The sequence below is a fragment of the Haloferula chungangensis genome (assembly GCF_042664875.1).
GTDB lineage: Bacteria > Verrucomicrobiota > Verrucomicrobiia > Verrucomicrobiales > Akkermansiaceae > Haloferula > Haloferula chungangensis.
Window position 1 is genome coordinate 656324 of the sequence record NZ_JBHTBS010000001.1, and the last position, 25254, is coordinate 681577.

The window sequence follows — 25254 nt, forward strand, 5'->3', positions numbered from 1 at the left end:
CACGATCTGGAGAAGTAGCGTCACGCCCTGCGACGGCGGAACGCCATGCCCATGGACGCGAGTCCGAGCAGAGCAATCGATGACGGCTCGGGAACGACATCCAGCGTAAGGTTGTCGTAGGTCGCATCGTCACGCTGGATCCTGATTCGGTAGGCGCTATCCGTGTCACCGAAATCGACGGTAGAGTCGAAGGCGTTGCCTTCGTTTGTAAGAGCACTCGAGACTTCGACATTGTTGATGAAGAAGCTCACTGTGCCGTTGTCCAGGCCTCCGGTGGCGCTCAATGTGTAGAGATTCGCCATCCCGATGTCGAAGCCTCCCAAGCCGTCGATGCCTTGGATGGTGGCCACGCTGTAGTTGTTCTGGGTAGCGCTACCTGCTGTTCCGGTTCGGAAGGTGATCCCGCCTGACGCAACCCCGAGGCTGAAGGCGCTGTTGACAGCAGTGGTGCCGGACACGTCGCTCCAGATGTAGAGAAAGGATTGGCCCCCCGAAGCCGCGATGTTGGCGGAAAGGTCAAAATCTGTGGCCGCCAGATTGCCGTAAAAGTTGGTGTCTGTTTGGATGCCGTCACCTGCGCCTGTTCCGTTGATCTCGAGAACATTACCGGTGATCGTAGGGTTAGCAGTAGCAACAGCCCCGATTGTCGTGTAGGTGGAAGTCACGGTTCCCCCCGCCTGGCGCGCAACGAGGTTGTCATTGATTCCGTCTGCAGGATCAGACTGGTCAAATGTGTCCTGGAATAGAATGGCCGAGGACGCGGATGGGGCGATGATGGCGGAGAGGATCAGGATGCCCGCTCGATTGATCGTTGATTTCATAGGTAGAGGTTGGATTTCAGTCGGTTTTATGGACAAGAAGGAAGGGTGACCGGACGGCTCTCGTTGCTTGTCTTAGTGTAAGATTGCACAGTTCAACGCGAGGCTGTCATGAGACACGTTCGTGTGTCGTTCGGATGCATTCGGAGTCTGAGTAGGGAAGCCAAGATCAAAAGATCCGGAAATCCCTTGGAATCATGGGACTCGATTTGAGGTGCCTTCAAGCTGGTTGAGAGCCCGGTTGATGACTCGGACGACGTATTTGCCGTTGGCATAGAGGCCTTTCCTCGGGGTGAGGGCCTTGCGCATTTCTTCCAGAACCGGGCGTGCCTCTTCGTCCATCTCGTCGAGAACGATGGCGGCATGCAGGCGTTCCCATTGCTCGCCTTTGTCCAGCTCCTGGGTAAGTGTTGGCAGTGCTTCCTGCGGCAGGCCAAGGCGGGCGAGGGCGCGGGCTGCCGCGATTCGGACCACCGGCGAGTCGTCCTTGAGGCGCTCTCGGATCTGGGGCAGCGCTTTCTTGGCTGATGGGCCGATGTTTCCGATTCCGGTGGCACCCCAGTAGCGGACGGCCGCATCGCGGTCGGCCAGCGCCTTGAGGAGTTCGGGTAAGTGATCCGGGCCGCTGGACGCGGCATCGGCGGTTTGGGAGAGACGGGCGGGAAGTGTCTCATCTTTGGTTTGCCGCAGGATCTCGTAGCGATTTCCGATCTCCTTCTCGCGTGCCACCAGGATAGGTTCCGCGATCAGGCCGGTATCACGGGTTTCTTTGACCCATTCGAGATGGGTTTTCCTCAGGCGAAGCAGGATTTCCCGGTAGCGGGGGTTCTCCGCAAGATTGTTGATCTCGTGAGGGTCGGTTTCCGTGTCGTAGAGTTCCTCGACCGGCTTGGTCGGGGAGAAATAGTACTCGGCTGCGGGAGGGAGGGTGCCGGCGAGATGACCTTTGCGCAGTTCTTTCATGGTCGCACCGGTTTCGGCCGAGTTCATGAACTGATAGTAGGGCTTGAGAGGCTCGTAGTTGCGGATGTATTTGAACCGGTGATCCCGTACCATGCGGATGATGTCGTAGCGCTCGTCCATGCGGTCGCGCGCGCCGAAAACATACTCCCGCGCTGCCGGAAGATCAGGTCCGAGGAAGGGTTCGCCTTGCATGGTCCCGGGAATGTCGAGGCCTGCGAGATTGAGGACCGTGGGTCCGAAATCGATCCCGCTGACCAGTCGGTCGGAAACGGTGTTCGGGGCGGCCTGATCCTTCTCTCTGAATTTCTCCGGAATCCGGATGACGAGCGGGACGCGGGTTCCCGAATCGTAGAGCCAACGCTTCGCCCGCGGAAGACCAATGCCATGGTCGGACCAGAAGAAGATGATGGTATCCTCATACAATCCGTCCTTTTTTAGCTGGTCGATCAGATTGCCAGCCCAGGCATCCATGGCGGTGATCAGTTCATAGTTGCGCTTCCATGCCTCCCTTACCACGGGAGTGTCGGGGTAGTAGGGGGGAAGAGTGGTTAGAGCCTTGGCGTCCTGGCGTTGTTCCGGCGTGAGTTTGGCGGTGACCGACTTGTATTTGCCCTCGTTTGCGATCCCGCTCTCGTGACAGCCGGTGAAGTTGAAGACCGCGAAGAAGGGCTGCTCTTTGTCCGGGCGCTTGCGCCAGTGCGCCTTGGCGCTGGAATCGTCCCAGGTGCTCGTCGGGGTTTTGAACTGGTAGTCCTCCTTGCCGTTGTTAGAGCAGTAGTAGCCGGCGTTCCGGAGGTAGGTCGGGAACGGTTTAACCGAATCGGGAAGCCGGGCGTTGCCTCGCATGTGCTGCGTTCCGAGCGTCGTCTGGTACATGCCCGTGATGATCGCGCTGCGGCTGGGGGCGCAGACACCCGCCGTGGTGAAAGCGTGGCTGTAACGCACTCCCTGCGAGGCCAGCGTGTCGACGTGGGGCGTGATCGCATGCGGATCTCCATAGCATCCGAAGTGGGGGCTGATGTCCTCGGCGCACAGCCAGAGGATGTTTGGCTGCTTGGCGCCGAAAGCTTGTAAGGTGAGGGAGGCGAGCAGCAGGGCTGCAAGGCGCAGTACCGGGATGCCGGACAATTGAGGTGTTGCCCTGAAGGGCATGCGTTGGATCGGTGCTTTCATGGGATTGGTGTAGGTCATTGAAGGGTGGCGGGCGAATCGGACAGATGTCGGGAGGAGGATCTAAGTGGCGTCAAACCGGGGCGAGGCCTTCGGTTTTACGCCCTTGTTGTGCGGCTACTGCTCGATGTAGAGGAAGTCCAACATGGTGTTGCCGCCGCCCTTGGCGACGATCTCCACGGTGTGGGTTCCGTAGTCAATGATGCCGCTGTCGTAGATCACCGTCTGATACTGGGTGTCACTGGCGTGAGTGCTGAGCTGGCGACCTTCGACCTTGCCGTCGATCTTGATGTTGCAGCGGCCACCGAAGTTGCCCAGGCGCATGCCGACGGCGACCCTGTCTCCGGTGAAGGTGTAGGAAACCTTGTCGCCGGAAACCTTGGTCACGGTCATGCTGCCGCCGCTGTCTGAGGAGCCGCCTTTGGTCGACCAATTTCCCTGATAGACCAGGCCCGGATCGCTGTCTTCGACCTGAAGGGGGATGAAGCGACGGTCACTGTCCGCCTCCGCCGCCGAGATCAGTCCGTTCCGGCCCTCGAACAGGTCCCTTTGTTCGATCAGCGAGAGGGCGGTGCTGGTGAGGGTGTTGACGTACTGCCGGCCGTTGCTTGTCTTTTCGGGAAGGTGGTCGGCCTGATCCTCATAGGTGATCACGAGAAAGGCCACGTCATCCCTCTGGACGAAATCCGTGCTGTTGAGCATTTCGGGAGTGCTCAGCCAACGGACGAAGGACCGCATGGCCTGGCATTCGGTCTGCGCACCGTAGGTCTTGAAAGGCATCTGGAACACGAACTGGTCGTTCATTGTCTCCGGTTGCTCGAGGGCCCAATGAAGGAAGTTCTGGCGACGTCCGCCGTTCTCGAACCAGATCGAGGCCTTGGCTTCGATGCTGACGCCGCTCATGAAGCTGCTCTTCGCGAGGTTCTGCTGGGCGATACCGAAATTACGGATATTCGCCATCATCTGGACGTTGGACCGGCCGGTCGAGTCGAGCCAGTCCCGTAGTTCCTGAAGCTCGGAATCACTCCAGTTGTAGACCGGCAAATCCCGATTCTCCCCGGGTTGGTTTCCGAAGGGCATCACCCATTTGACCGTGGCTCCTAGATTGCTTTCGGCTCGGAACTTCCTTTCCGCCGCTTCCACGAGTGTTACCCCCACTTTGCCCTCACCATAGTCGAAGCTCGTTCGCTGGAAGGCGATGATCCCGTTGTCCTTGGCCAGCGGCATGCTCGCAACGATGTCCTGCCAGTCGGACCGGGTGTTCTGCTCGTCGTCCGGTCGTTGGTTGTCGGTGTCGTTCAGGTTCAGGCCCTTCAGGGATCCGGCGGTAAGCTCCCATTCACTCAGTCTGCTGTCGCCTGCTCCCTTCTCCATGTAGGGCAGTCCGTACCAGACTTCATAGCAGTGGCCGGCACCTGTGAAGAGCGCCGCCAGTAGGCAGAGGATGATTGGATTTTTTCTCATGTGGTTTTGTGTTTTAGGTTTTGTGTTTCGTGTTTTTTGGTTCCTGGAAATAGTTCAGAGTCTCTCCGCGACGCGGTTGACGAAGTCGTGATCGAGTGCTCCCGCCGCGACCTGATCCTCGAGCCAGCGTGACGCGAGCCCGCGGTCCTGCGAGAGCCAGTGACTCAAGAGATTGGCAAACAGGACCTCGCGCTCTTCACCCTGCACGCGCTGGTGGAGTAACCACTCGGCGGCGATAGGTTGGTGCTCCGCCCACTCGGCCAGAACCCTGCGGCGGACGAGGGCATGGTTGTCCGCGCTCATGTCCTCAAGGCGGGTGAGCTGGTGGAGAGCCTGATCGATATCCTGACCGGCAGCTAGGAGCCAGGCGCTCTCACCGATTGCCAGCGGCTGGTCTGCTGGGGAAAGGGTGCCGACCCATTCCTCGAACTTGGCGGTGTGGTGCTGCTGAAGGTTGCGGGCGGCCTGCCGGACGGCAAAGGAACGGAGCTTCGGGTCGGCGATATGATCCAGAATCTGCTCAAGGACATTCAGATCGCCCTTCGAGGAGCTTCCCCTCGCAATGGCTCCGTAGAGATGGTCGGATTCGACTCCGAGCGACCCCTCTTTCAGGAAGAAGCTCAGCGCCTCTTTCGGCGATCTGTTCGCCCAATCCTCCAGAAGATTCTCGATGAGAGTGCGTTTCCGGTTTTCTGTTAGGTCGGATTGAGCCACCTCTGAGATGGCGGTTACCGGATCGATTCCAAACCAGCGCTCGTAAACCGCCGCGCTGAACGAGTCTATGAAGCCTGGGGTGAACTGCGGGTGACCCCGGCTGATCTCAAGGGCCAGCTGGAGGTCCGCGACCGAGGCATCTAACAGGAGATCGTGAAGCATCGCAGGATGCTCCCGGAAATCCTCGTGGCCGAAGACCTCTTCCAGTTTCCGGGTCAGCGAGGCGCGGCGCTCCTCAAGCGATTGGGGGGGCTTCGGGCTGGTCAGCGAGGATCCACCGCTGCGGTCCGTCGCGTTCGGGTTGTTGAATGGATCATGAGTCTCTCCGGATCGGGTGTCTTTGGAGCCGGTGATCTTGATTGCAAGAACCAGACCGAGTCCAACAAGACACAGCACGCATGCGACGGTGATCGTGGGGAGCGGCTTTTTCATGTGGCTTATGTCGGCCATCCCGGGCGGGAGGGCTGTGAGGTAGGGAGGCTCATTTTGAAGTATGGCACCGCCGCTCTTCTTTCTGTCGATCTGCTTGCATACTCATTGGTGGTCCACCTTCCGTCGGGGAATCCGTTTGGTGTCAGCGAAAGTCTGTTAGGTTGTTCTTGAGGTTGATTCGACGGGGTTTCTAGTAGTCCCAGATAATTTCGATCCGATAGAAGCCTGTTTGGTCCTAGAGGTTGTTGGTAAGGATGACTGCGCCGTCCGTGGTGCTGGACTCGATGTCGAAGAGTTTCCATTTGACGCTGGCTCTCAAATTGCTCTCGGCCTGGAACTTCCTTTCAGTCGCTTCCTGCAGGGTCACTCCACTTTTGCCTTCACCGTAGTCGAAGCCCGTGCGCTGGAATGCGATGACTCCGTTATCTTTGGCGAGCGGCGATGATCGTCTGTTTCCTGGAGAATGAGTTTCTGATCGGCTGGGAAAGCGCGCGGATTCGAATCTAGGGTTTCTCCTCCTCAGGTTCCTTATACTCGTCGGAGATGACCTTGACGCGCATTTTACGGCCATCTTGGGCGATGATGACGAGGCAGCGTTTATCCGGATAGATGGGCCAGTAAGTGGAGTAGATGGTTTTCCATGCCTTTTTGTTCCGGGTGGCGACGGTGACGGCGGCTCCTTCGTTCACCGGTGCGGTGACCCGGACCCGGGAGTGCGAGGACGGGGCCACGCTGACGGGCTTTGACTTGGCTCCGATCTGAATGGCTACTTGTTGGGCGGATCCGTTGATGACGAGCCAGTCGTCGTGTTTGGCGGATTTGAAGGGATCGGGGATGGGTAGAAAGCGCGGGGCTTCTCCATTCATCCAAGCGAGCAGCAGGATGGAGGAGTTGTTAGGGAGTTTGACCGAGGTAGGTGTCGTGTCCTTGGGCAGGCCCTTCTCGTCGAGTTCGCCCTTGAAGATCCTGAGCGGATTGCTGCGAGGGATGCGGAGCGGTTCGGAGGGCTGGATGCTGGAGAACTTGACGGCGACCGGAGCGGTATCTTCCATGACCCAGAGCTCTGGAAAGTTGGAGGAGCCGAGTGAGAGGGTGCGGATGTCGAGTTTCTCGTTCTGGGCCGGAAGAGGGGAGACGAGGGCGGCGGTGAGCAATATGATGGGAAAAATGCGGGAGATCATGGATTGTTGGAGATTAGACTTCCTTGGGATTAAGCCAGCGGAACGAGATGACTCGGAATGTCCGGCCGAAGGGACTGGTGGGATTGGCGAGTTCTTCGTTGGCGCTTTTGGCCCCCATCACCGCCATCGGTTCGGGGTGGCGTTGCACGACGGCTTCGCACCATGCGGAGGCGGTGACATTGCCGGCAGCATCCTGGGCTTCGCCATAGGCGCGGATGGTGAAGGTGTCCGAATGGACGGTCATGTAGGGTCCGAGGGCCTGCAGGATGTCGCCTTGCAGAAGTTGGCCAGGGAAACCCGCGCCTTGGGTGCTGCCGTCGGCGATATTGGGGAACTTGGTGGTGTCCGCAGGGTCTTCGTAGTCGTTGTCGAGGTCCTTGTTGACGGTCTGGTCGAGAGCTGCCTGCAGGGGGCCAGATTTTCCGGTATCGTTGCTCTCAAGGCTGCGGTTGACGAATGAACTGAGGGTGAGGAAGGGGCCGCGCTCCTTGATTTCATCCACGAGGGCGGTAGCGATGTCGCGAACTTCGGTCTGGGTGAGTTCGCGGAAGCCGATCCAGTAGTTCTCATCGATGCTGGCGGTTTTCATGCCGTCGCCATAGGTGCGGGCGCAGCGGGGGAAGCGGACGCCGTCGGTGGGGGTGAATCCGGAGATGAGGCGGCCGTTTTCGTCGACCTTGGCGATGGGGAGTTTGTAGGTTCCGGTAAGGAACGCCTCCCAGGCATCCACGGAGGTAGAGTTTATATTGAACGCGCCATCGACGAGCAGATGGCCAGCGTTGTGAAAGAAGGAGCCCGTGTCGGCGGTACCCGCATCACTGAGGGTGGCGGTGTCGAACTTGGACCCGGCGGGCTCGTAGGGGATGAAGCGAGGATTGGGCAGCAGGATACTGCGGTCCAGAAGTTCGGCGAGGTTGCTGCTGGAGACGTCGCCGCCGCCATAGTTGTCGTCCTCCTGCGGGATGGTGGTGAAGGTGTAGGAGTCCCAGAGGGTCTCGTTGACGAGGTAGGAGGCGTCGTAGAGGCTGAAGCTGCCGGAGATTTTCGAGTTGGAGAGCCCGCGGTCGGCGGTGCTGAAGGTGTCGCTGACAGATGTGTCCCATTGATCGAGTGGGATGCGCGGGTTGGCATAGGAGTTCCCGACGATGTAGGAAGGCTCGTAGCTGAAACGGCCGGCGGCCGCGTGCTGGAGCTGGCCGAGTGAAACGAGATCCCGGCGCGGCACATCGAAGAGAATGAGTTGATCGGTGCCGTCTGCAGGGGTACGCCCGGCCCCGAGGAAGGAGTAGCCGAGTGGCGGGTTGGAGTTATTCATCGGGACGAATCTGTCCTCGGCGACTCCGGTATTATCGGAGTAGGTGGCAAGGGTGCCGATGTTGAGCGGGGAGTCCCAGCGCGGGTTGTTCCATTGGGCGCGGATGTTTCCATCGACGAGCGGGCGGAGTCGGGAGCCAGGTTCGCGGGTCGTGCGCAGGCTGAAGGCATGCGAGACCATGCTGTTGCTGTTGAGCTCGGAAAGGCTGAGGGACTGGACGATTCTCTTGCCCGGACTTTCCCGCGGGACTCCGGCGAGGGAGGCGGCGGGGGTGGCTTTGCGGACGTTGGTGCTGAGGGACCCGGCACCTGAGGTGATCTTGTCCCAAGCGAGGGGAGCGTAGAACGCCTGCGCCGCCTCGTAGTCGCCTCCCTTATGGTCGCAACCGTGAACGAAGACAGGCTGGGTGCTGTAGAACTCGGTGGTGACCGAAACCGTGGTGGGTGGTGAGGATCTGAGCGAATACGTTCCCTTGACGCTCTCTACGGTGAGGTCCTTGACTTTCTCGCTGTAGAGGCGGTCGTCGATTTCCTGACCGATTTCCTCGTTCGTGCTGAAGCCGAAAACCTGGCTGCGGCCGGGCGGGATTACGAGGTCTCCCGGAGCGTGGGCCTGGAGCTTGCGGTTCAGCGTGTCGACACGGGTGAAAAGGCCGGAGACGCTGACGAGTGGCAGGGGGTAGTTGATGACGCGTGGACCCGTATCCCTGCCGTTCTTCCTATCCGTGAAGACGCGGATGCCGATGTTGTAGGGGTTGTAGTGGGAGGTCCAGAGCTGGACGTGAGTTTCGATCGATCTGTCAGCGGCGTTGTATTGGATCCAGGAGTTCTGTTGGAGATGGGCGAGTAGGGGAAAGATGGGGTTGTTGCCATATTCGTTGCCATCGGAGAAGTAGTCGGGCTTGTCATAGATGAGACCCCGGTGGTTCAGGGAGTGGGGGCCGCTCTCTCCCCGGGCGATGGCCGTGTTGCCATTGAGGAACCCGGTGGTGCGCTTGTCGAAGGTGTTGATGTGGAGGCTATCCTTGCCTTGGACTTTCTTGATGCTCTTCTTGAGATTGTAGTAGTCCTTGAAAATCGCCCAATGGATGTAGCCGTTGTCGTCCAACTCCTTGGGACGTTTATCCGGATCGATGAGCAGATACTTGTCCGGGCTGTTGGATGGGAAGACCTTGGAGAAGACGCTGTCGTTCTCGAAGGCAATGGTGAGGTCCTTCTTGAGGCCGCCGTTCCTGGTGTCCGACAGGACGCCCTGGGAGCAGGTGGTGTAGCTGAAGAACTTGTTGCGGACGGTGGCTCTCGGGAGATCGATGAGCTCAAGGTCCTTGTTTGATCCGAGACGGAAGATTTCCTCATCAGAGGCGGCCCCGATGGGGCTCATTTGTTCGAGGATATCGGGCTTGTAGGATGCGGGGAGCACACCTCCGGAAGCATTTTCCGGGTTGTCGTTGTGGACGGACTGGTGGGAGGCGGCGAGTTGCGCCTTCATGCCGTTGTCATCCACGAACCAGGCGTAGGCACCGGTGGTCTTGCCCTCTCTTTCGACAGAAACTCGACCGGCCTGGATAGGCTGGTTTCCGGTGAGGGTGAGGTCGAGGCTACCTTGGTCGATCATGGGCACGGGGTCGGTGAGGCCGCTGTCGGGAGCCGTGCCCTTGAGGCCTGAGACAAGCCAGGCGATGTCCCGCTTCGAATCGATCGCGGTTTCGCCGTCGGTATGGGAAACGCCGACCCACCAGGCTTCGGGCGTGTTCGGAGAGACCGTTCCTCCAGCACGCGGATCCTTGCCGAGGGTTTCGGCGCGGGCGCTCATGCGGGCGTCGGGGCCGAGGGTGGTCTGCAGTTCGCCAAGCGCAAGCGTGAGGGCCAGGCGGGCATTGGCTTGCGCGATCTGCCGGTCTTCTCCCTGGCCGGAACTCCGCAAGCTGATGGAAGAAAGGGTGAGCAGCCCAACAGCGAGGAGCGCCAGCAGGATCATCATCGAAATAGTGATGATCAAGGCGAAGCCTCGTGGTCTGGATGCGCGGAAGCGTGAAGAAAGGAGCTTCTTTTGATTCATGAAATTGGTTGCTTGGGTGTCTGACCGGAAAGGGTAATATGTTATATCTGAAATATACTTGGTTAATACATGGCAGGGCTGAGGAGGCTTGTCATGAGACACAATTATGTGTCCTGAGATGAGTCGGGATCATTAGCCTGTTAGGCTGTCAGCCTATGGAGAAGCAATTGCCAAATGGGATCCCAAAGGATATGATACCGAACGAATCGGTGAAGGTGCTCAGCGGTGAAGGTGCTCAGTAGTCCCAGATGTCCTCCGGTTTATCGAACGAGGAGGCCTCCGACAGGCGGTCGTTGAGGGTGGACTCGATGTTGCTGTAGGGGTCGCGGTCTGCTGCGGCTGCGGCGAGGTCGGGGGCGTTGTCGTTTTCGTAGTCGGCGCCGCATTACCACATTATGCTTGATACGGTGTCATCGGGCATGTCTCCGGAACTCAGAAGTTCCGGATGATCTCGATAGGATAGGACGTCGCGACCTCCGGAAGGGTGTCGGTAAAGTCTTGGGTCTTAACTGCGGATGGAAAGACTACGTCCACGGCGGTCCAGCTTGCGAGTTTTTGGGCAAGTGTCGCGATCAGGATTTCCAGAGGTCCTCGCCGTATTTCCAGCCCTTGCGGACGGGTTGCTTGACCATGGCATTGAGTTCCGGGCGGTTGGTGATCTTCATGTTCTTGCTGTCCCACTCGATGCGGCCACCAGCGCACTGGGCGATCATGCCGAGGCAGCCGACTTCGGTTAGGCGGGCGGCGTAGGCGAAGTTGGAGCCGGGTTCGGGGCCTTCTCCGGCGACAGCGCGGATCAATTCGAGCAGCGGTCCGCCCTTTTCCACACGTGGGTGTTTCTCCGGCGGAAAGGCGTTGGCTTTCTTTGCCTCGATCATCTTATCGCGACTCGCATAGCGGGGGTTGCTGGAGCGGTGGTCGAGGTAGAACGAGTCGCCGTCGCCCTCCCAGAACGAACCAAATTTCGGGATCTTCGGTTTGCCCGCCTTCTCACTCGGGCTGCCGGAACTGTAATCGGCCGGAGCCGTGGGGAGGTTCTTGCCATCGTGCCAGCGAAGCGTGCAGGCGACCTTATCTCCGCGTTCGGGGAAGTCCCATTGGATGATGCTCCCTCCCGGATAGCGACCCGGGCTTTCCTCATCGAGCTTCACGGCCTCAATGACGGTCGGTTCGTAGAGGTCTAGGGTCCACACCGGGCCGTCGCAGATGTGGCAGAACCAGTCGCCGAGCTTGCCGCAGCCGAAGCGTTGAAATTGTCTCCAGGAAAAAGGTGCATAGGCCTTGTTGTAGGGAGTCTGCTGAGCGGGGCCGAGCCACAGGTCCCAGTCCAAATCCTCGGGAACCGCTTGCTTGGGAAGGGGGAAGAGGTTTCCGCCCACCCGCTTCAGCCCGCCTGAAAACCATGCGTTCACTTGGTTGATCTGACCGAGCAAGCCACCGTCATACCAGTCGCGCATCTGGCGGATGCCATTGCTGGTGTGTCCTTGGTTGCCCATGACGGTGTGAACGCCGTATTTCTCCGCCGCCTTGACCAAAGTCCGGGCCTGCCAAATGTCGTGGGTAAGTGGCTTCTGGGTGAAGACGTGTTTGCCCCGCTGCATGGCCTCCATGGTGGCGGGGAAATGAGTGTGGTCCGGTGTCGAAATCACCACGATGTCGATGTCCTTCTCCATCTTGTCGAGCATCACGCGGAAGTCGGCGAACTCCCTGGCGGCTTCCAAGTAAGGGAACTTCTTCTTGGTCTCGGCGATCATGCCGGAGTCGACGTCGCACATGGCGACGACGTTCAGGTCCTTCTGTCCGATGTAGGTGTGGGCGATGCCGCCGCAGCCGACGAAGGCGAGGTTGACCCGCTTCGACGCGGAGTCGCCGGGACGGGCGATGCTGATGCGCGGGAGAATGAACGCACCGGCTCCGGTCAGAGTGGAAGTCTTGAGGAAGGATCGGCGGGTGTTAGATTTCATGAATTGATTGATCATAGATTGGGATGGGCGATCGGAAGGTTCACTTGGCGATGCGTTTCCGGTCTTTCAAGTTCTGTGCGCCAAGGGTCCAGCCGGTGCGACCTTCGAAGAATGGTCTTTGTTCGATCAGCGACAGGGCGGCTCCCGCGAGCGTGTTCTGATACCGGTTTCCAGCCTCGTTGGTCTCCGGGAGAAATGGCACCTTGGCGTTGTAGGTGATCGGAAGGATAATCACATCGTTCCGGCGCAGGAGCTCGGCGCTACCCATCATGCAGTCGCTGCTGATCCACCAGACGAAGCGACGGAGTTCGTGGAAGATGTCCTCTTCACCGGGACTCCGGTTGAAGGGGACTTGGAAAATGAGGGGCTTGGTGCGGGTTTTCGGGTTGGTGGTCACCCATTTGAGGAATTCCTGCCGCTTGCCCTTGTTGTCGTACCATTTCTCGGGAGAGCCCTCGATCAGGACCGCATCCACGTTGGGATCCTCGCATTTGTCTTTCTCGTCCTTGCTGGAGTTGCGGACGTTCCAGCAGAGGCGAACGGGTGAGTGGCCGCCTTTTTCGAGCTTATCGAGCCAGACTCGTGCCCGTTGGATCTCCTGCCGTGTGTAGCCATAGGCATCCTTGCTCCGGTCTTCTCCCGGCTGCGAACCGTAGAGCATGACCCATCGGATTTCCGCATCCAGCTTGTTCTCCTGTTTGAACTGCTTAGCCAACCGATCCTCCAGGGTTCCCTTTTTCGTCGACTTGCCGAAGTTCCATGAGGTCCGTGGGATGGCGATCATTCCGCGGGTCCTCGCCTTCTGGTAGGTCGAGACCGTGGCCTTCCAGGTCTCGGGGCTGTTCCGCTTCGCGGCCTGGGTGTCGCTGGTGTTGAGGTTCAAGCCCTGGCTCTTCGCGGCGACGCCTTTCCAAAGGCTGGCGTTCTGCGCCGCGTCGGTCGGCATGTAGGGCAGGGCGGTGTAAACTTGGTAGCCTGCGGCCGAAGCGCAGGACATCAGAAGGCAGAGGGCCTGAGCTTTGAATCTCATGAATGAATGCGGCTGCTAGAAATGTCGTGTTGGTGAAGTGTCCTATCCTGTTGGATGACATGTTGGGATGGTTCTTGTAGTCCGATCCGATGGAATCGATGCGTGCGAGAGTCCAAACGAAAGTGAGAGGATCAATTCTGCGGTATTTCGCTTCAAGGCACACGTTCATGTGCCTTGCGGGAGGGGGCATGCCGCTCTCCACTGCTTGGGCATGATTAAAAGAATCGTTACAGCCGCCGGAGCCATGACAATGTTTTCATTGGAAGCCCCTGCAGAGACAGCAGATATGAAAAAGGGAGAAACAGGACATCAAATGGAGGTGATGAAGGCACCGCTTCGGGTGGCGACTTCGGCGGAGCTGGATTTTTCGGCAAATGCCGTGTGGAAGTTGATTGCGGGCTTCGACACCCTGCCAGACTATCACGCCTCGATCACCACGAGCGAGCTGCTTGAAGGCGGCACGGTGCGCAAGATCGGCCTGACCGAGGACGCGGGCGGCGGCTACGTGGTCGAGCGGCTGGTTTACTTCAACGACGAGACGAAGGAGTTCAGCTATAAGATCACCGAATTGATAGATTGCGATTTTCCGTTGCGGAACTACCAGGCCTTCGTGCGGGTGGAGGACCTCGGCGAGGGGAAATGCCGTCTGAACTGGGGCAGCAAGTTCACGGTCGAGGGAGCGAGCGATGAAGAAGGCGATGCCCTTGCCAAGGCGATCTATCAGGGTTGTTTCGACGGCGTGACGAAGGTTCTCAGCAAGAAATAGCGTCACGGGCCCGCAGCAGGAGCGGGTGGCGTCCACAAGCTTGGGTGTGGGGGAAGCAGGCTCTCATGTATGGAAGCGGTCCGAGAACTACGGTCCGTCCATTGCATGCGGCCTTGCGGCAAGACCACTGAAGTTATCCTCGAATCCTGGCTGATTTAGTCGGCTTGTTAGCCATTGGATCATGCCGAATAAAGCACACCGTGAAGGACCGGATCATTGGCTTCGATCTCGCCCGGGCAATGGCGCTGCTCGGCATGATCATTGTGAACTACAAGCTCGTGATGGGAGCCGCGAACAATGGCTCGGCCTGGCTGGTCAGCCTAGCGGGTCTTCTGGATGGCCGCGCCGCGGCGACATTTGTTGTCCTGGCGGGCATTGGCGTCTCATTGGTTTCCGGCGGGGCCCTGAAGTCCGGCGAACCGAAAGCCATTTCCGCGATCCGGAACACCCTTCTCAAGAGGGCTCTCTTTCTGTTCGTCGTCGGTATGCTCTACACTCCGTTGTGGCCGGCGGATATTCTCCATTTTTACGGGGTCTACATTGCGGCTGGGGCGGTTTTTCTGGGATGCTCAACCCGCACCCTATCGATCCTTGGTCTCCTGATCGTGACTGCTTTCGTTCCGACCTTCTTCTCTCTCGACTACGAGCGGGAATGGAATTGGAAGACCTTGGAATACTCAGGCTACTGGACCCCGGAGGGGTTCTTTCGGAACCTCTTCTTCAACGGCTTTCATCCCGTGTTACCCTGGCTTGCCTTCTTTCTCCTCGGGATGGTTGTCGGGCGGTGGGACGTGACCGATCCCGCAATCCGACGTCGACTTCTCCTGACGGGCCTGCTGGTTGCACTCGCCGCCGAGGGGGGCAGCCGACTGTTGATCCACACCTTGTCCGCCGGGGCCGATCCTGCTGGCCGGGAGGCGCTGGAGGCCATGTTTGGGACGGGGCCAATGCCGCCGATGCCCCTGTATATGCTCGCCGGTGCAGCTTGGGCGGTGGCGGTGATCGCGCTGTGCGGCGGTATCGGCAACCGTTGTCGGAACAGCCGGTGGATACGCCCCTTCGTCGCAACCGGCCAATTGTCCCTGACTCTGTATGTGGCCCATGTGATTGTCGGCATGGGGCCCCTTGAGGAGATCGGGAGGCTGGAGAACCAGAGCCTCGGGTTCTCCCTCCTTTTCTCCTTCGGCTTCTTCGCCGCTAGCGTCGCCTTCGCCTGGGGCTGGAGCTGCCGATTCAAGCGGGGACCTCTTGAGATGTTCATGTCGTATCTGACGGCGCCACGAAGGGCGGCTTGACGAAGAGCTTGGGCAAGAAATAATTTGGAACGAACCTTCCCGGAAGAACTATTCCTTCGCGGGGACACAATAGGGTGGGCGGTCGAAGGCGTCGTTCTCGAGGCGCGGATCCTTTCCCGACGTTAGTTCAGCGAGGAGTTGTTTGCGGAGCACGGAACTCCTTTCCGCGTAGGACGGGTCTTTGGCGACATTGTGGATCTGGAAGCGGTCCTTGCGCAAATCGTAGAGTTCTTCCTCGGGGCGCTTGCCCCAGGCGAACCCGATGAAGGGAGCCATGTCCTCTTGGTTGCGGTTTTCGATAATCCAAGCTTTGGTCGGCGAGGCGTCGATGTCGGCGAAGGCGAGGCGGGTGTTGTTAGAAAGCGCCGCGAAGGACGGTGCGGAGTCGGCGCTCACTGCGAGCGGATCGCCCATTGGCCAGCGATCCGGCTTGAAGTTGATGATGTAGAGGAAGTCCGGCGTGCGGAGTGCGCGCGTGGGGTAGGGCAAGCGGCCTTCGCGAGCTTCGGCGACGTGGACTTCGCGACCGATCAACGCCCAGCCGCGGAGCTGTTCGTCCATGCCGTTCTCAGCCAAGGCGGGCAGCAGGTTCTGGCCATCGGGGTCGTCCTTCGACTCCAGGCCGGCGGCGGCGAGGAAGGTCGGGGCGAGATCGATGAGTGAGACGGGAACCTCGACTTCGCGTTTCGCTGCGATGTGTTTCGGCCAGCGCATCGCCAGCAGCACGCTCGAACCGAAATCGTTGACGTTGCATTTTCCCATCGGGAATCCAGGCGCACCGTGGTCGCCGGAGATGCAGATGAGCGTGTTGCCCAGCTCGCCCATCTTTTCGAGCTCCTCGATGAGCGCTCCGCAGGCTGCATCGAAGGCCATGGCCTCGCCCAGGTAGTCGGCGAAGTCCTCGCGGATCAGGGCATTGTCCGGCAGGAAGGGCGGGAGCTTGCCCTTGAGCGCATCGGGATCGAGGCCCCAGAGCTTCTTTCCGGAACCGCGGATCCATTGGCGGTGGGTGTTGGTGGGATTGAAGGAGTAGAAGAAGGGCTGCCCGGATTTCCGGGTGCTGGTGAACTTGCGGAAGTTGCCACGGACCTCGTCGAGGACCTTGCATTTGGCAGCCTCCTTGTCGTTGGCCTTGCTAAGTACCTGGGAGTAGTTGTTGATGCTTTTCCCCGCCTGGTCGTAGAGGCATTCTCTGCCGCCGATGAGGCTGATTCGCATGTGGGTCTTGAGCGACCAGCCGATGTGGTAGCCGGCATCCCTCAGGGTGGGGGCGAGTCCGTGGATGGAGTCGAAGGGATCTGGCGTGCGCTTTTGCCACGGGAGGTGAAGCTGGGAATGGGAGGCGTTGCGGAAAAAATGGCGACCGGTGTTGAGCGAGGCGCGCGAGGGCGAGCACGAGGGCGCGGAGACAAAGGCATTTTCGAACAGCGCCCCCTCCTGGGCGATTCGGTCGAACACCGGCGTCGAGATGATGTCGTTGGCGGACGGCTGGTTTTCGTCGGCGTAGGCGGAAGCGTAGCGCCCGAGGTCATCGGCGAAGAGCAACAGGATGTTCGGGCGGCTATCCGCTCCAGTGAGGGAGGAGGCAAGAAAAAGGAGCCAGAGAATGGGTTTCATGAGAGCGGTGCTTGAGGGAAGACTTCAAGCCTCAACGATGGTTTTTTTTTGGGAAAGGAAAATGAGGGTCTCATTCATTTCTGGTTCAGTTTCGCGATCATCTTGCGATAGGCTTCAGCGGATCTGCGGTAGTGGCTGGCAGGTTCCTTCTGAAGACCGAAGGTGTGGAGGATGATCGGGCCCTTGTAGTCGACGGCGGCAAGGGCGCGGAGGAAGCGGGCGGCATCGTAGTCGCCCTTGTCGAGCGGTTTGATGGCTTCGGACCAGTCTCCTTTGGGCGGAGATTCCTGCATCTTCGCATCGGCTCCGGAAATGGAGGCAAGCACAAGGTGGGGCGCGATCTTTTCGGCGATTTCGTCGAGCCGGTCACCATTGCCCGCGCGGAGTTCATGGCAGAGGTGGAAGGTGAGCTTTACTTCGGGGCGATCGAGTTCGTTGAGAATCTCGAGCGCTTCCTCAGCCGACTCGATGGCGGTGTTGTCGTGGGGGTAGAGAACCGGCTGGACGCCGGCCTTCTCGCATCGGTAGACGGTCTTTCTGAGAAGCTTGAGGATGTCGTCGCGGCGGTCTTTCGGACCTTGCACGATGATCCAGAGGGGTGCCTCGCGTGCGGCGAGAGCGGCGAGCACGCGGTCCAGATGTGCGGGCGAGGATTTCTTGGGCTGATCCAAGTTGAAGGCCATGAAACCGACGAGCAGGGGGAAATCGGGGCGCGCGGCTTGATAGGCCTCGAGGGTGCGGAGGCGCTGCGGCGTGTTGAGCTGCATGGCGAGCCCGTCGTAGCCGAGGCCATCCAGACTGGCGATCTGTTCGGCGGGGGTCTTGCCTCGCAGGTTGAAGTCGAAGACACCGAAAGGATTATTCTCCAGAGGTGAAGCGGCGAGGGATCCGGTACTCGTTAGGGTACAGAAGAGGCAGATGAGTGTTCGCAGTCCGAGGTTCATGAATTTGGAGTGTTGGGTATTCGTCAGGTATGAGATGCGGTGAAGTGCCGGAGCACCGGTTGGGTGAAATGTCGCCGATGCGATTTTTCCTGGGTTTTCAGGGCCGAATGATCGGCTCGAGATAGATGTTTCGGAATTCGATGGGGCCGCCCTCGCTTTGGAGGCAGATCCAGCCGCGGGACGGTGAGGCGTCCGTGCCCGTGTTCTGCAGCTGGCCGTTGACGGTCAGTTCGATGCTCCCGCCATCACAGACGATGTCGTAGCGGTTCCACTCGCCGGGTGGCTTTTCGGAGGAAGGATGCTTCTTTGGGACGTTCACCCATCTCGCCGGTCCGACCTGTTTGCCATCGATTTTGATGCTGCCATTCGTCAGCAACCAGAAGTCGCCGGCCTTTTCCTGTTCGAGCTGGGCCTCGACACAGGTGGGCCAGACGCGGTCCTTGCCAACCATGTGGAGGAGGACGCCGCTGTTCGAGGGCGTTTCCGTCCAGCGCCATTCGAGGTGCAGCTTGTAGTTGGTGTAAGCCTTCGCCGTCCGGATGTAGCCGTTGGGGACGCCGGTGCATTGGATCACTCCGTCGCGGACGGACCAAACATCCTGTGAGGCGGGCAGGCCTTGGTCGTCCTTGGGCATGAACTCGATCCAGCCGTCGAGCGACTCGCCGTTGAAAAGTGGCGTCTTGCCCGACGGTTCAATCGCTGCGGGAGGCTCTGGTATTTCGCCGAGCTTGCGAAGCCTGGCGACGACTTCGTCCGGGACGGAGACCACCGTGCCGTGCCGCATGCCCTCGGGCACGACGAGTTGGTCGGACACGTCTTCCCAATGCTTGAAGTCGGTCGTCCTCATCGCCCCGTAGCGATGCTTCCGGTAGCAATCGAAATAGACATACCAGTATTCGCCGACCTGGCTAACGGTCGCTCCTTCGACCCAGAGTTTCTCCGGTGTGAAGGGCTCGGAGATCTTTTCCCATGGGCCGGTGACCTTGTCGCTGCTCGCCAGATGGAGGTTCTTGGCCGGGGACTTGTGGGTTTCGTCCTTGGTGATCATCAGCCAGGAATCGCCATGCCGGAGAATCGTCGAGTCGATCACGTTGAATCCGGGGTTATAGAACAGCGCGGTCGGCGTGTAAGTTTTGAAGTCCCGGGTAGTGGTGCAGTAGATTCGATGATTGTTGCCCTTTTCCGACGCTGCGAGGGTTTCGGTGAATTTTCCCGGCAGGGTGGTGGCCCAATAGATGACATACTGGCGGCCATCCGGATCCCAGGTGATCTCCGGCGCCCAACAGTTCCGCGCCCCGGCTTCGTGCTCCATCACCGGGATGAACTGTTGTTTCGACCAGTGGATAAGGTCCTTGGAGTTGGCATAGCCGATCCCCTTGTCGGACCAGCTCGTCGTCCAGACCATGTGAAAGAATCCGTCCGGACCTTGGATGATGCAGGGGTCGCGCATCAGCTTGCCGCCGACTTCCGGCTTCAGAAGCGGCATGTCGCCGTTGAGGGCTTTCCAATTCAAACCGTTCTCACTGAAGGCCAGATGGAGGCCATCTTCGCCATTGCTGCGGAAGGAGGTGAAAACCAACTGGTCAGCGAACGTGTTGATGGAGGAGACGAGTGACAGGGCGATTGTGGCGGAGTTCGAAAGTAAGGAGGGCATTAATCGGTGAATCATGAGAGGCTGCTTCTGTGGACGTCGGCCGTTTTACTTTCTGGTCGGCATATCAAAAAGGCGGTGGTCGAAGGGGATTTAAATAGACCTCCGTGGTGGAGTTGTCACAGCGGCCGGATCATGGAACGGCGCTTACTTCAACTCTTAGAAACCCTTTGGATGAGAGGCCTTCTGAGTCATCGAGTTTGAAGGTCTTGTATTCCCAATCGGTCCCGGTGAGATCCGGAAGATCGGCTGCTGTGTCGGAGGCCCCGCCCACCTGGCTCACCGCGCTGTCGAAAGTCGCCAGGTCGAGCGCCCCCTGGATGTTGTAGGTGATGTTCCCGACGGTGGCCGTCTGGGTGCCGCCCGCGCCGTCGGTGAAGGTGGTGCCATCGAGCACCGCGACCACGAGCGAGAGGTTGGTTTCCGAAATGATTGCTAGGAGCCCGAGATCCGATCCGTCATCGGGGTTGCCGTTGAGCGCATACTCGACGCGGTTGCTCACGCCATCCTTGTCCGGATCAGCGTCAGGTCCGACGATCGCGAGATCGGATTCGCCTAGAAAGAAGCTGTCGATCCATAACAGATAGGGGTCGCCGCCGTTGAGCAGGACCATTCCAGTGCCTTCGTCGAAGGTGTAGGAATTGGGTCCGACGGTGTTGCTCCACATGCCGCCGCCGTCGTCATTCCAGCCGACCACACTGAAGGTGTCGCTGAATGCGACGTTCTCGTTGTTGACAATCGTCCATGACCCGGCAGCGAGGGCGCTCGCGTCGGTGACCGTGGTATCGATAAGGAAATCGCCGTCGATCATGGCCGCTCCCGTGCCGTTGATGACATTGTGTCCGCTTTCGCTGGCGTCACCCGTGGTGAACACAAGTTGGGCGCCGTCGGCGAGGATCAGCGACCCGTCGTTGACGGTGGTATTGCGGGTGTAGGTGTTGATACCTGAGAGAGTCCAAGTGCCGGTGCCGTTCTTGATGATGCCGACCTGTCTGGTGGCGTCGGCATCGGTGATCTCTCCGTCGATTTCTCCGGTTCCGGCGGTCGAGCCGTCGAGAATGAGGTTCCGGTTGTTCCCGGATGAGGATACGACGCCACTGGTGAATTTCAGCAATCCAGTTCCGTTCTGGACGATGGTCCGGTCGAGGTTGCCGTCCAGACTGAGCACGCGGTCGGTGGTCTCACCGGTTCCTTCGTAGACCAGGATGCCGCCGGTTCCGATGGTGATCGTGCCGTCGGCAATGGTTGTCGGAGCTCCGAGATGGCTGGAGGCCGAGCCGCCGCTGACACTGTTGATGGTCTCGACGACCAGACGTCCCTCGGCAACCGTGGTGGTGCCGGTGAAGGTGTTGGCTCCGGTGACGAACCAGGATCCGGTTCCACTGCCCGAACGGACGAGCGAGGTCTTGCCCAGCCCGTCGGTGATCGATCCGGAGAAGGTCGCGTCGGCGTCTGACGAGCCACTCAGATTGAAGGAGGTGTCTCCGGTGCCGGTCTGGGCGAGATTGGCGCTGAGGACCAGCGGTCCGGTGCCGGCTTGCTCGATGCCCGCCATTCCCGCCGCTCCCAGGAAATTGAAGATCCGGTTGCTCGTTTCGCCGGCTCCGGTGTAGGTGATCTTTCCGCCGGCATCTTCCGTCGCCGAGCCAAACTGGATAGCGTTGCTGCCAAGTCCGAGGGGGCCGCTGAGATCGGCAACATTACCGATGCTTGGCACGCTGATGGAGCCCGCCAAGATCTCGATCGGTGCGCTGAAGGTGTTGTCGCCGGTAATGATCTGGGTGCCACCGTCCTTTTTAAAGGAGGTGAAGGTGCCTGCAAGCGTGGCGCTGAGAGTGGCGGTCTTGGCTGAAGGGAAATTCGACTCGATGGCGTCCGTGACCGTCAAGGTGCCGGCACCGAGGATGCTTCCATTTCCATTGAGGCGGAGAAGGCCGACGGTCTGGTCAGTGGCGAGTTCGATGTCGCCGTCGATGTGGCGGAGGCCGATGGTATTCGGGAAGGTGCCTCCTCCCGGGCGGGCCAGCACCAGGGTGCCAGCGTTGGATTGGATTCTCCCGGTGGCGATATTGGCTGCGGTGAGGGTCACCGAGCTCGCGCCGAATTTGCGGATTTCCTGGCCATCAAGAATCGAGCTGATCGTCACCGGGTTGCCGCTGGTGGTTAAGCGCCCCAGGTCTTTCATCAAGATGGTGCCGCCACTCAGGTCGACGCTGCCCTCTTCAAAGTAAATGCGGTCGACACTCTGCGTGCCGTCGACGGTGATGCTGGATGCACCGGTCACATTGGTGCCCGCGCTGAAGTAAACGGAGTCGTCGATGGTCACCGAGGCGAGAAAGGGCGTAGTATCGGTGTCGCCGGTGGCGTCCAAGGACCAGAAGAGATCGCTACCCCAGGTTCCGTCGGCGACATCCGTGTCGGATCCTCCAGAGCTGGCTCCATTGCTGTCCCAGAAGTAACTCGCTGCCTGTAGTGGACTGGTGGCACCAAGGAATAGGGCGAGCGACGCGGTGGTGGAAATGAATAGGGGCGTGGTAGGGGTAGGGGACTGTGATGATCTCGAGCGGTGGGTTTTCATCAGGCTTTTTTGGGTAATCTAGGGTTGGTGGACGGATGGATGGTTATTCCTCCAAAACCGGAACACCTCAAAGAGTTCCTAATAAGATCGATGAAACTTGTCATGAGACACGAAGATGTGTCCGCCGCTCGGGATTGGTGATCATCGGATCGCGAAGATCATCCGCATCGCCGCCATTACCATCCGGGGTCAAGCGAATCGTGGACGGAAACCAGATTCCGTCGCAATTTCTGTTGTGCTTTCCTATTGCTCAATCGAGGTGGTCTACGATCGCCGTTTTCACAAATCGGATTTCTTCCAGACACGATGACCTTCAGGGACGAGTTTCTTGAAGGCCTGCCTGATCTTGCCGATTCGGTCTCCCGGCCGGGTCGCGGAATACTCTTCGAAGGTGACGACGCCGTCCTTGTTGGCGTCGCACCTGTCGAAGAGCTTCGCCGTCGTTGCGGCTCTTTTCTTCTTCGACTCTTCGGTCTCCGCCTGGGATGGGCCGCGGCGTTTTCCGTCGAGATACCAGTCGAAGTAGCTTTCTCCGGCCTTCGGCATGGAAGAGGGGATTCCAGGGGGGAGCAGGGTTTCGCTCCAACCTTGTAATTGGGCATGGAGGTTCCTGGCGATCTCCGGATTTGTGGAGAGCAGGTTCTTGGATTCCGAGATGTCATTCTGCATGTCGAAGAGATACTCCCGGTCGCCGCCGCGAATGTATTTCCAGTTGCCGGCGCGGACGGCGGTTTGTCCATTCCATCGCCAGAACAGTGCTTCGTGAGGAGCATCCTTTTTCTCGCCTGTTAGATAGGGGAGGAGATTGACGCCATCGAGTGACGGATCACTCTCATTGCCGGCCAGTGCGTTCGCAGTCGCGGCCACGTCCAGTGAAATGACGGGGTGCTGGTAGACCTGACCGCCGGGGATGGTGCCCTTCCAATAGACCACGAAGGGGGTGCGGATCCCTCCATCGATCAGAGTTCCTTTTTCGCCATTCAGGGGATCGTTCAGGGAACCATCCCAACTGGGGGTTTTCTCCATCGAGCCCGGAAGGCGCTTCTTGAGCGGTGCGCCGTTGTCGCCGATTACGAAAATCAGAGTGTTCTCCTCGAGCTTGTTCCTGCGAAGCGTTTCCATGATTCGACCCACGCCATCGTCCACAGCGGAAAGCATCGCGAGCGCCTGGCGGCGGGACTCCGGCTTCACATCCGGGAAGCGCTTGAGGTATTCTGGAGGAGCATCGAGCGGGGTGTGCGGCGCGCGGTAGGCGGCGTAGAAGAAAAAGGGTTGGTTCCTGTAGCGCTCAATGAAGGCACAGGCGAAGGATGAAACCATGTCGAGATGATAACCGCCTTTCTGCGGCTGCGGCTCGATGTCCTTGCCGTTCAGGTCCATGTTCCAGTGGCCCGCGCCGCCATTCTTCTTGTGGAAGGCCTTGTCGAATCCGAGTTGGGCGAGGCCATCACTTTCGTCCGTGCCGAGATGGGATTTTCCGGCCATGCCGGTCGCGTAACCCGCCTTCTTCAATCGCTTGGGGAGGGTCTCCATCGTCAGGAAACGCTTGAGCACCTCCTTGTCGGCGAAACTTCCGTTGTCCTCATAACCGATTTTGTTCTGATAGCCGCCGCTGATCAGGCCGACTCGTGACGGGCCGCACTGGGGAGCGGTGGAATAGCCCTCGGTCATGCGCACGCCTCCGGTCGCCAGTGAATCCATATGGGGTGTCTTCACGTCGTCAAAAATCCCCTGACAGCTCAGGTCCGCGTATCCGTGGTCATCGGTGAAAATTACGATCACGTTGGGCTTGAGGTCCGCGCAGACGGGGATGGCGGCGAGAAGCAGCGTAAGGGTGAACGATAGGATGCGGGTGAACGTCTTCATGGAAGTTTCGTGATCCCGCCGGTTGCTGCTTCTTTTGCACTCGTCTTTCCATCCAACAGAAAGACCGGTGCCGAGAGGGTTTTCATCATCTTGGTTTTTATCGGGTTGCTTTCGTCTGATTCGCGTTGGAGCAGGTTCTGTCTGCTTCTTGGGGATTCTGGGCAGCTGAAACCAACCACCTCGTTGCCATTTCGCCTGAAGTTTGCTTCGGTTGGGCGTCTGCAACTTTCAATGGGAAGCCACGAGGAAGTTTTCGACGCCGCCGAGCATCCCATCAAGACACACGTATATGTGCCTTGATGTAGAGGAATCGCTGCCGTCATCCAAACAGACATATTCGAGAGGATCGCTACGTCTGTTAGAGTGATGGTGTTGGTTCCCGTAGTCGTCTGGGAAGAGGACATCAGGTGGAGGTGATGAAAGCGCCGCTGCGGGTGCGACGTCGGCGGAGTTGGCGTTTCCGGCGTAAGCCGCGTGGAAACTGATCGCGGGATTCGGTAGCTTGTTGGACTGCCGTGCGTCGATCACGTCGAGTGGGTTGCTGGAGGGCGGAACCGTTCGCAAGATCGGGCGAACGGAGGATACGGGCGGTAGTTTTGTCGCCGAAGTTTGCTGGAAAAGGAGGGGGGGTGCCGGTTCTACGAGTGGTGGCGGTTTTCCCATTCGTTGTCCGGTGCGGCGGGTGCCCTCCGGAGGGATCGATCCCCGGTGATGCCGATCTATTCCCGAAGGGTTCCCGCGGCCTGCTCGTCCAGAAACGACTGGTAAGTGCCAGGACGCTGTTTCTCCGCCAGAAGCGGGGAGGCGAGCAGAAGGAGCCAGAGCAAGGGTTTCATGAACTTATCCGCGAAGGGAGGGGAACAAGTCATCTCAGCCAGCATCGTATTGAAAGCAAAATGGAATCCGTCGAGGGTTTCGGAGTCCCGATCCGACCCATCCTATGCATCTCGGTCCAAATAGACGGAGAGGCGTCGATTTTCTCCCTAGCTTGATCGCCGTGTTCGTAATCCCGGCTTTTTTCGTTCGCGCCTGGGGGGGATATTGGCGACGCTGGAGGAACTCGGTTTTCCAACAAGTCATGGTGCGTCTCATCTCGATCCTTCTTAGCGCTTTCGTGGTATCCTGCGCGGTGCCGGCGAACGATGGTCCGATAAAAATCGTGGATCAGAGACCTCCGGGGGCGGTGGATCTGGGGCGGATATATGCGACCGAAGAGGGGGTGGGCTCTCTCGTCTATCAGCACACCTATAAGAAAGCGCTCGATTCAGCGATGCTCCAGGCCGAGGCCCTCGGGGCATCTCATCTCGTCATCGACAAGTGGTATCGGGAACCACGATTTTGGGGTTACGATCAGAACGTCAAGGGGAACGCCTACCGGGTGAGTTACCGCTGAGTTCCACGTTGATGGTGGATCGGCAGGTGGATCGG

Annotated in this window: 17 protein-coding genes; 3 read left to right on the forward strand and 14 right to left on the reverse strand. The window is 59.2% G+C overall.

Annotation, left to right across the window (positions count from 1 at the left end; translation table 11 throughout):
* Positions 1-20: 20 nt before the first annotated feature.
* The 8 genes from ACFQY0_RS02570 to ACFQY0_RS02605 form a co-directional block, all read right to left on the reverse strand.
* On the reverse strand, positions 21-821 hold the full coding sequence (locus tag ACFQY0_RS02570; RefSeq protein ID WP_379708774.1) for a PEP-CTERM sorting domain-containing protein: 801 nt from the start codon (positions 819-821) through the stop codon (positions 21-23).
* 192 nt (positions 822-1013) lie between these two features.
* Positions 1014-2954: a sulfatase-like hydrolase/transferase gene (locus ACFQY0_RS02575; protein WP_379708776.1), complete on the reverse strand. Its 1941-nt coding sequence runs from the start codon at positions 2952-2954 to the stop codon at positions 1014-1016.
* Between the two features lie 114 nt (positions 2955-3068).
* Entirely contained in the window at positions 3069-4415 is a 1347-nt protein-coding gene (locus tag ACFQY0_RS02580) for a hypothetical protein (RefSeq protein WP_379708778.1), read from the reverse strand.
* Between the two features lie 54 nt (positions 4416-4469).
* Positions 4470-5561 (reverse strand): hypothetical protein, encoded by a 1092-nt coding sequence (locus ACFQY0_RS02585; protein WP_379708780.1) that lies wholly within the window; start codon positions 5559-5561, stop codon positions 4470-4472.
* 503 nt (positions 5562-6064) lie between these two features.
* Positions 6065-6742, reverse strand: a complete 678-nt coding sequence (locus ACFQY0_RS02590) for a hypothetical protein (protein ID WP_379708782.1) — start codon at positions 6740-6742, stop codon at positions 6065-6067.
* 13 nt (positions 6743-6755) lie between these two features.
* Entirely contained in the window at positions 6756-10115 is a 3360-nt protein-coding gene (locus tag ACFQY0_RS02595) for a hypothetical protein (protein ID WP_379708784.1), read from the reverse strand.
* A 572-nt stretch (positions 10116-10687) separates the two neighbouring features.
* On the reverse strand, positions 10688-12079 hold the full coding sequence (locus ACFQY0_RS02600) for a Gfo/Idh/MocA family oxidoreductase (protein WP_379708786.1): 1392 nt from the start codon (positions 12077-12079) through the stop codon (positions 10688-10690).
* A 40-nt stretch (positions 12080-12119) separates the two neighbouring features.
* Complete coding sequence (locus tag ACFQY0_RS02605) at positions 12120-13109, reverse strand: hypothetical protein (protein ID WP_379708788.1); 990 nt, start codon at positions 13107-13109, stop codon at positions 12120-12122.
* A gap of 286 nt (positions 13110-13395) precedes the next feature.
* Between ACFQY0_RS02605 and ACFQY0_RS02610 the strand changes: the two genes are divergently transcribed.
* The gene (locus ACFQY0_RS02610; protein ID WP_379708790.1) at positions 13396-13875 is read left to right on the forward strand and encodes an SRPBCC family protein; all 480 of its coding nucleotides are present in this window, start codon (positions 13396-13398) and stop codon (positions 13873-13875) included.
* Between the two features lie 200 nt (positions 13876-14075).
* A complete protein-coding gene (locus tag ACFQY0_RS02615) occupies positions 14076-15170 on the forward strand; it encodes a DUF418 domain-containing protein (protein ID WP_379708792.1) in 1095 nt (364 codons plus the stop codon).
* A 48-nt stretch (positions 15171-15218) separates the two neighbouring features.
* Here ACFQY0_RS02615 and ACFQY0_RS02620 read toward each other — a convergent pair whose 3' ends face one another.
* From ACFQY0_RS02620 to ACFQY0_RS02645, 6 genes are all read right to left on the reverse strand, one after another.
* The gene (locus ACFQY0_RS02620; protein ID WP_379708794.1) at positions 15219-16787 is read right to left on the reverse strand and encodes a sulfatase family protein; all 1569 of its coding nucleotides are present in this window, start codon (positions 16785-16787) and stop codon (positions 15219-15221) included.
* Positions 16788-16861: 74 nt separating this feature from the next.
* Positions 16862-17731: a sugar phosphate isomerase/epimerase family protein gene (locus ACFQY0_RS02625; protein ID WP_379708796.1), complete on the reverse strand. Its 870-nt coding sequence runs from the start codon at positions 17729-17731 to the stop codon at positions 16862-16864.
* A gap of 97 nt (positions 17732-17828) precedes the next feature.
* Positions 17829-19385: a 3-keto-alpha-glucoside-1,2-lyase-like domain-containing protein gene (locus tag ACFQY0_RS02630; protein WP_379708798.1), complete on the reverse strand. Its 1557-nt coding sequence runs from the start codon at positions 19383-19385 to the stop codon at positions 17829-17831.
* Positions 19386-19515: 130 nt separating this feature from the next.
* A complete protein-coding gene (locus ACFQY0_RS02635) occupies positions 19516-21960 on the reverse strand; it encodes a beta strand repeat-containing protein (protein ID WP_379708800.1) in 2445 nt (814 codons plus the stop codon).
* A gap of 279 nt (positions 21961-22239) precedes the next feature.
* Positions 22240-23826, reverse strand: coding sequence for a sulfatase family protein (locus ACFQY0_RS02640; RefSeq protein ID WP_379708802.1), 1587 nt, complete (start codon positions 23824-23826; stop codon positions 22240-22242).
* Positions 23827-24054: 228 nt separating this feature from the next.
* Positions 24055-24390: a hypothetical protein gene (locus tag ACFQY0_RS02645; RefSeq protein WP_379708804.1), complete on the reverse strand. Its 336-nt coding sequence runs from the start codon at positions 24388-24390 to the stop codon at positions 24055-24057.
* A 514-nt stretch (positions 24391-24904) separates the two neighbouring features.
* Between ACFQY0_RS02645 and ACFQY0_RS02650 the strand changes: the two genes are divergently transcribed.
* Entirely contained in the window at positions 24905-25219 is a 315-nt protein-coding gene (locus ACFQY0_RS02650; RefSeq protein WP_379708806.1) for a hypothetical protein, read from the forward strand.
* The last annotated feature ends 35 nt before the right edge of the window (positions 25220-25254 follow it).

What these genes read in the sequence shown, in the direction of transcription:
- ACFQY0_RS02570 (WP_379708774.1), bottom strand. Translation starts at nt 821, where the DNA reads ATGAAATCAACGATCAATCGAGCGGGCATCCTGATCCTCTCCGCCATC.
- ACFQY0_RS02575 (WP_379708776.1), bottom strand. Translation starts at nt 2,954, where the DNA reads ATGAAAGCACCGATCCAACGCATGCCCTTCAGGGCAACACCTCAATTG.
- ACFQY0_RS02580 (WP_379708778.1), bottom strand. Translation starts at nt 4,415, where the DNA reads ATGAGAAAAAATCCAATCATCCTCTGCCTACTGGCGGCGCTCTTCACA.
- ACFQY0_RS02585 (WP_379708780.1), bottom strand. Translation starts at nt 5,561, where the DNA reads ATGAAAAAGCCGCTCCCCACGATCACCGTCGCATGCGTGCTGTGTCTT.
- ACFQY0_RS02590 (WP_379708782.1), bottom strand. Translation starts at nt 6,742, where the DNA reads ATGATCTCCCGCATTTTTCCCATCATATTGCTCACCGCCGCCCTCGTC.
- ACFQY0_RS02595 (WP_379708784.1), bottom strand. Translation starts at nt 10,115, where the DNA reads ATGAATCAAAAGAAGCTCCTTTCTTCACGCTTCCGCGCATCCAGACCA.
- ACFQY0_RS02600 (WP_379708786.1), bottom strand. Translation starts at nt 12,079, where the DNA reads ATGAAATCTAACACCCGCCGATCCTTCCTCAAGACTTCCACTCTGACC.
- ACFQY0_RS02605 (WP_379708788.1), bottom strand. Translation starts at nt 13,109, where the DNA reads ATGAGATTCAAAGCTCAGGCCCTCTGCCTTCTGATGTCCTGCGCTTCG.
- ACFQY0_RS02610 (WP_379708790.1), top strand. Translation starts at nt 13,396, where the DNA reads ATGAAAAAGGGAGAAACAGGACATCAAATGGAGGTGATGAAGGCACCG.
- ACFQY0_RS02620 (WP_379708794.1), bottom strand. Translation starts at nt 16,787, where the DNA reads ATGAAACCCATTCTCTGGCTCCTTTTTCTTGCCTCCTCCCTCACTGGA.
- ACFQY0_RS02625 (WP_379708796.1), bottom strand. Translation starts at nt 17,731, where the DNA reads ATGAACCTCGGACTGCGAACACTCATCTGCCTCTTCTGTACCCTAACG.
- ACFQY0_RS02630 (WP_379708798.1), bottom strand. Translation starts at nt 19,385, where the DNA reads ATGCCCTCCTTACTTTCGAACTCCGCCACAATCGCCCTGTCACTCGTC.
- ACFQY0_RS02635 (WP_379708800.1), bottom strand. Translation starts at nt 21,960, where the DNA reads ATGAAAACCCACCGCTCGAGATCATCACAGTCCCCTACCCCTACCACG.
- ACFQY0_RS02640 (WP_379708802.1), bottom strand. Translation starts at nt 23,826, where the DNA reads ATGAAGACGTTCACCCGCATCCTATCGTTCACCCTTACGCTGCTTCTC.
- ACFQY0_RS02650 (WP_379708806.1), top strand. Translation starts at nt 24,905, where the DNA reads ATGGTGCGTCTCATCTCGATCCTTCTTAGCGCTTTCGTGGTATCCTGC.